6 protein-coding genes are annotated in these 6148 nt (G+C 54.7%); 1 reads left to right on the top strand and 5 read right to left on the bottom strand.

What is annotated here, in order from left to right:
• Positions 1-804 precede the first annotated feature (804 nt).
• The gene (locus NO876_RS12155) at positions 805-1593 is read left to right on the top strand and encodes a XylR N-terminal domain-containing protein (protein WP_256421937.1); all 789 of its coding nucleotides are present in this window, start codon (positions 805-807) and stop codon (positions 1591-1593) included.
• A gap of 835 nt (positions 1594-2428) precedes the next feature.
• On the opposite strand, the gene NO876_RS12150 is transcribed toward NO876_RS12155, so the two are convergent.
• The 5 genes from NO876_RS12150 to NO876_RS12130 form a co-directional block, all read right to left on the bottom strand.
• Complete coding sequence (locus NO876_RS12150; protein WP_256306485.1) at positions 2429-2659, bottom strand: hypothetical protein; 231 nt, start codon at positions 2657-2659, stop codon at positions 2429-2431.
• An 87-nt stretch (positions 2660-2746) separates the two neighbouring features.
• Positions 2747-4291: a YHS domain-containing protein gene (locus NO876_RS12145; protein WP_256421936.1), complete on the bottom strand. Its 1545-nt coding sequence runs from the start codon at positions 4289-4291 to the stop codon at positions 2747-2749.
• A gap of 125 nt (positions 4292-4416) precedes the next feature.
• Entirely contained in the window at positions 4417-5469 is a 1053-nt protein-coding gene (locus NO876_RS12140; RefSeq protein WP_256421935.1) for a ferritin family protein, read from the bottom strand.
• Between the two features lie 2 nt (positions 5470-5471).
• Positions 5472-5771 carry an MmoB/DmpM family protein gene (locus NO876_RS12135; RefSeq protein WP_256421934.1) on the bottom strand — a complete coding sequence of 100 codons (300 nt, stop codon included), beginning with the start codon at positions 5769-5771 and terminating at the stop codon, positions 5472-5474.
• Between the two features lie 2 nt (positions 5772-5773).
• Positions 5774-6148: a Rieske 2Fe-2S domain-containing protein gene (locus tag NO876_RS12130; RefSeq protein ID WP_256421933.1), complete on the bottom strand. Its 375-nt coding sequence runs from the start codon at positions 6146-6148 to the stop codon at positions 5774-5776.

Genomic DNA, 6148 nt, shown 5'->3' with positions numbered 1-6148 from the left:
AAAGCCCCATCACCAGAAGTCTTTGATTTCTGGTTAGCAGTCAGAAACCATTGGTTTCTGACGACACCCTCAAGGACCGAGGCCCGTATGCGCCGAGGGAGTAGGGTGGGGTAGTTTACCGGACACCGTTATAGTATATCGTGGCGCGGTGCCGAATCCTATTTAATCGTATATGTTCGTAGTATCATAATCCAAAAGATGTATTCAAAAATCGTTCCGATTCCCGGGTGAAATCATCTGGAATCGGTAGTGCCCATCGCCAAAGACGTTCACCAAGTGATCAGTATTTCAACAAGAGATCCGACGTTATCGAGCTGATAGGTGCGATGAAAGTAGCCCAGAACCATCTTACTGTTTGTGTCGTCGTCGCTGGCAGGGCCTGAGATAAACGATTTCGTCGCTTTGTGGTCGACACCACCGTACAACCGATTGTTGTCGCTGTTGGTTTGGATTGCATCTCTCCGACTCCGAGTTGATCCGAACTTACTGTCCCGACGGGCAGCAGTTCGGCCTTCCGCGTCTACGCGTGAATGGCACCGTAATTTGGGATTATATTCTAAACTGTCTAGGAAAAATTTTTATTTTTATCTATATATAAGGAAATTTATATCTGATGCTCACCTGAATCTCCCACTCGAGAGTTCTTTTTACGCTCCACAAACGACGAGTCGACACCCGATAGGCATACTGCGGTGGTCCGTTTCGGTCATAGGTTCCCGAACACCGGACCCTCGCCTTCTAACTTAACGCGGCCCTCGGTTACGCGTATAGTTTTTTACTACGGGCCCCAAACGGCACATTACGATGAAATCAGACGATTTTGATCTCAAAGCAGACCTTGAGTACGGGGCCGAACCTGGCGTCAACTCGTTTCGGAACAGCCGTATGCTCATCTTCAATGCGAAGTCGATGGGACTTCTCCGCCAACAACTGATTGAGAACCTGGGAATCGAAGAGGCGCGAAAAACACTCTTTCGATTCGGATTCCAATCAGGGTATTCCGATTTCCTGTCTATCGACAAGAATTACGACTTCGACACCCCTGAAGAACTACTGAAGGCTGGACCGAAAATTCACACCGATAAGGGCCTTGTCAAAGTGGAGGCACACGAGATGGAGTATGACAAAGAGGAAAGCATATTCGACTTTGACGGGAGTTGGCACAATTCCTACGAGGCAGAGCAGCACATTATTTACAACGGAGAAGCCGAGGTCCCCGTGTGCTGGAGTTTGACCGGATACGCTTCAGCGTGGTGCAGCGGTTTCTCCGAAATCCCGGTGCTGGCGATGGAGTCGAAGTGTGAAGGGATGGGCGACGAACACTGTGAATGGTCGGTCAAACCCATTGACGAATGGGGCGAAGAAGCAGAACCCTACATCAACGCGATTATGGATTTCTTCAGAGGAGACAAGCTTATGGAGTATTATAGCTACATGGAAGAACAGCAGGGCCTCGAAGGAAAGATCGAACTCGCGAAGGAGACGAATCTACCCGAAACGAAAGCCTCCACAGCAGTCGACTCGAAGGAGAACATTCGAATGTTTCGCGAAGCCATCGAAGAGATCCTAGGCAAACAGCCGCCCAAGTTGTAGTCCAGCGGAGGCGACATTACATTCAGAGGGTGATACGACAGATTTCCGTTTCCTACGCTTTAGCCGAATGTTTCGATACCGAGGAGGAAACGAGGAGCAGCCGACCGTCACCTGATGGGTCGGATGCCGGCCATCAGGGGGGGAGCTGCCGTTCGAGGTCCCGCATCGATTCCGCCCGAATTTCGGGAAACACGGGGCAGGTGGTCGGGTCTTCCGCAGATACTTCCTGGATGATCGCTTGGCGCAGATCGTGCGTACACGCCCGACTGAATTTGTCGAAGTGAGGACACTTGACGCAGCAGTCCGAAGGCTGGAACTGACGGCTAGTCATAAAACCCTGTATGATAGAACAGTATAAATAATTTTGTACCGGATCCGAATTGTACAAATTCGCTGATAGAATCAGACGGCGAACGCTTGCAGCCACGCTGCCGCAGTGTCCGGCCGAGCGTGTTTAAACTGGGGTAGCAAATACGTTATCCCAGCGTTTCAGCTCTCTGAAGGCGCGTTCGATGGCGTTGCGATTCCCGTGAATAGCGTGTGGGGAATGCGAGTAAGTGGCGATGGCAGGCCGCCTGCAGCCAGGGTACACCGTTGACCGGGAGGATCGCGTCTCGGTCACCGCCCGGGTTCTAATCGGGAACAGTCGCAAGTGTAGCGGGCAGGTCGTTTCGAAATCGACCGCAGCAAACAGTCAGTAACGCTGTATTTACTCGAATCGCCGTCTCTCCTACCACGAGGTAATTCGCTTTTGCTCGGGACCAGAAGAAACGCCGGAACTGACCCGTGGGTGACGGAGTGTAACTCGGTCGCACAAAGGCTGATTCTGTCGAAACTACGCGTCGACGTCGAGGTTTGAGACGCGGATCGAATGGGGCGTCCCCTCCAAGTCTTCGAACACCTCCCGATGTTCGTCCGTCGGATCAGTCCCGTCGTAATTCGGGCATCGAACCGTCGGTTCACCGTACAGTGGCGGTGGCCCATCGAGAACATCCTCGTCGGTGAACTCGTATCCGCATGCTGGGCACTCGCCTAGCGGCTCTTGTTCTGGGCTTGTGGGAGCCATTGACAATCACTATCATCCGAAGGTAATTAAGTATACCGCATCCAGTAGTCGAAAAAGACGGGAGCGCGACTGCTAAATTGAAACGGGTCAGTCGTCGCTGGCCGCACCGGCGGGATCAGACGAAGATGGACTCCAATCGATCCAGTCGTCTCCCCACTCGGGGGCACGGAAATCGATCCCACGCTCGTGAGCGTTATCCGCGCCCATACCCATATGTTCGAGGGCCCCTTCTAGTGTCTGAGGCTGGATGTCACCGGCTAAGAAGCGCCGTAATATCGATTGGTGATCCGCATATCGGTCGGGCTCGTTCTCGAAGATCCATTGACAGGGCTCCGAGCAGAAGTAGTACGTTTCACCGTCGTGTTCGTGGGAGTGGAGCCGGTTGTGATCCAGGTCGGGATCCGCGTGAATCGCGGGGAGCTGACAGAGGTCACAGAGGACGATAAGGTCGTCCGCAACCGTCTTCTCGAGATCATCATCTCGCATCGCCTTGGCGTGGCGATCCCACTTTTCGCCCCAACGCTCCTCCCAGCCGGGGTACTTTTCTTCGAGCCACTCTCGGTCCTCTGCTGTCACACCCGGCGGCGCGATAGGTAGCGTCGGTCGCCAGTGGTAGTGACCGCCGGCCATATAATGGCTGGTACCGCCCTGACGCACGAGTTCGATGAATTGGTCCCAGTACCACGGCTTTTCGAGTCCCGTGTTTTCGATGTTTTCCAGGAACTGATCGACGATCCACTCCTCCATAAACTCGCCCCAGGACATCTCCCGATCCTCGACTGGAGTGTAGTAGTCCATACTCGGTCCAGTCAACGCGGAGAACAGCTTGTAGCACCGCCAGAACGACTTGTCGACGAGGTACTGTGCGCGGTCCAGATCGTCGTACTCGTCGAGAATCTCGATTATCGCATTACCCTGCTGGGCGTGACGAGCCTCGTCGGTCTGAATGGACGAGATCGCCTCCGAGAATTCGATATCGCCGACGTCGGCGGCATCGGACGCCAGCGCCAGGAATTGCATATTCGTGAAACCGGTCTCGAATGCGAACGTGATCTGGAGCGCCGAATCGATGGCGTTCGAGGCCTTGAAATCGTCGAACAGGTGCCGCGCAGCGACGGACGCCCAGTCCTCGGTGTGGTACATTTTCTTGGCCCAGTCGTACTGGGAGTCCTCCTTGACGAAACTGTGTGGAATGCGGAGCTGAAGTTCCGTATGTCGGAGTTCGTCCATCGCCCCGAACTGTGCCATATGTCGCCACGCGCTGTCAGGCGCGAAGCGAGCATATTGAGACTCACTCGTCACGGCTGCACGTTCGAGAAGCGGAACTGTGGCGAAATGGAACTTGAGTACGTCCTCCCACCCCATTCCAAGTGAATGCGGAAGTCCAGACTGATCCATCGCAGAGCTCACTGCGTAAACGCTCCCGTCCTTCTCGTGCTGCGTCTCGTAGTATTCTCGGGCGGTCTGTTTGTACGTCTCCTCCCAGCTTTCCCATCCATCTTCGGGCACGTTATACGCATCCTGGCCGGTCAGCCCCGAGGGGTACATATCTTCCTCGTCGACGTAGGAGATGTCCCAGTTTGTGTTCGTCGCTGTTTGATACCAATCCTCACGTCTAACGTTTGGTAACATTTGCGTTGGTAGAACTTGACTCAAATATAATAAAAGTTTTGGGTAGATCCGCTGGAAGCCGCTGTAAACAACACGCAGAACAGACTCTGGCCGCAAAAACGACACCGCAAACGGATGCCAAACAGCTACGACGGTCGTTGCACCGGTACGTCTGCAAGCATCGCGTCGTACTTCCGTTCGATGTCCTCCATCACGTCGTCGAAGGGTAACGTCTCAGGCGGCATCGATTCGAACGCGGGTCGGAAAGCCCGGACAGCGTCCTCACAAGCCGGGTAGTACTCGTCGATCGTTTCTTGGATAACTACACCGTTGGATTCGTCGATTCCGACGAGGTGTTCCGCGACGGAGGCGCCGATTTCTCGGCTTCGATCCGAATCGAGGTAGAAATTATCCAGCACCTGTGCGTAGAGATCCGAGTCGTTCGCCTCGAAAAGCTCCGAATAGTGGGCCAAAAAGAGTTCGTCGAAGAGTGGTTTCAGAACGAGATTAGTACCGACGAAGGACTTCCCCCAGTCGTACTCAACGAGAAGTTCTTCGATGACCTTCCGGAATGGTTGCCACATCTCGTCTTCCTCCCAAATTTCTCGCTCATTCTCGGTAAAGCCCCTCTCGGGGAACTCTTTCTTGAGCTGGCTCGCCCGTCGAGCGAGACGCTCCTGTCGCCGAATCTCGTCCGTGGCCTGAAGGGTCATCGCGGTGCTGATGGTGCTCGACGGTGCAACCATAGTCAGGTACGAGGCGAGCATCTGCAGTCCGTGACAGGGATAGCGAAGCGGTAAGAACGCTCGCTTCTGGAAATCGAGCCACGGGTCGTCGCTTCGCTCTGTGCCCCGTTCGAGGACTTCTGCCTGTTCATACAGCGTTTCGATCGCACTCTCGCGATCGTCCATCAGATCGTTGTACTTTTCATACGTCATCTCACGGGGATCGCGCCAGGAGTCGAAGTCGTCGGGGTACTCCCCGGCGATCGAACTCCCCTCACGATACTCCCGATACCACTCCGCGAGCGCCTGATCCGTTCCGACTGCCAGACGAGGAACCTCGCCGTCGTAACGCTCGCCGATGTCGTAGTTCGTTCGGTGGGTCGCAACGTCGTACGTCGTGGGGACTCGACGCTGGGCCCACGTGGTGTACGTTCGATACGTCTGCTCTTTCATCGGGTACTGTTTTTCACTCATTTTCACTGATTCGAGTGTGTTTCTTTGATGTCGCTGACGAACTCCACCCGGTCTGACTGGGGATTGATGTAGCCCTTGAACGAGGAGATCTGCTCTTCGATCCCACCGGGCACGGAGATAGCCCCTTTTCCAAGCAGCTCGTCCAAGGTCTCTTGGGTTACGACGCACCTGTCTTCGGCTTCGACCCGTAGATAGGCTCGACGGTCGGTGACTTCGACGTCGCCGTCGGTGTCGCGTTTGATGGCTTCTACGATTCCGTCGGTTTCTCGGTTGTTGCGTAACACGGGTCCAACTTTCGACATCGTTAGCTTCCCTCCGGCACTACCACGTATATTTCTCCGCCGTCCACGCCCGCTTCGTATTCGTTGAGTCCGTTTCCGGTGGGGTTCACTCCCTCACCGGTCTCGAGATCGAACTCCCAGGTGTGGGCCGCGCAAGTGATGGTTGTTTCGTCGTCGTGGGGCCCGCACATACAGCCACGCTTTCCAGTCTCTTCGAGGTCTCTGTCTTGGTGTGGACAGATAGCATCGTAGGCGTGAATCTCCTCGTTGAGGTCTCGCCAGATCAGCACTTTCTTTCCCTCCACCTCGAAGAAAGTCACTTCGTCTGCCCAAATGTCGTGGTCGTCACAGAGGTAGTGCTTCTCACCATCGAGGGGTTCTGCGGATTCTTCCGGCAT

The sequence above is a fragment of the Halobellus rarus genome (assembly GCF_024494595.1).
Taxonomy (GTDB): Archaea; Halobacteriota; Halobacteria; order Halobacteriales; family Haloferacaceae; genus Haloquadratum; species Haloquadratum rarum.
The sequence above is the reverse complement of the archived record's forward strand: the minus strand, read 5'-3'. Positions and strand labels throughout refer to the sequence as shown.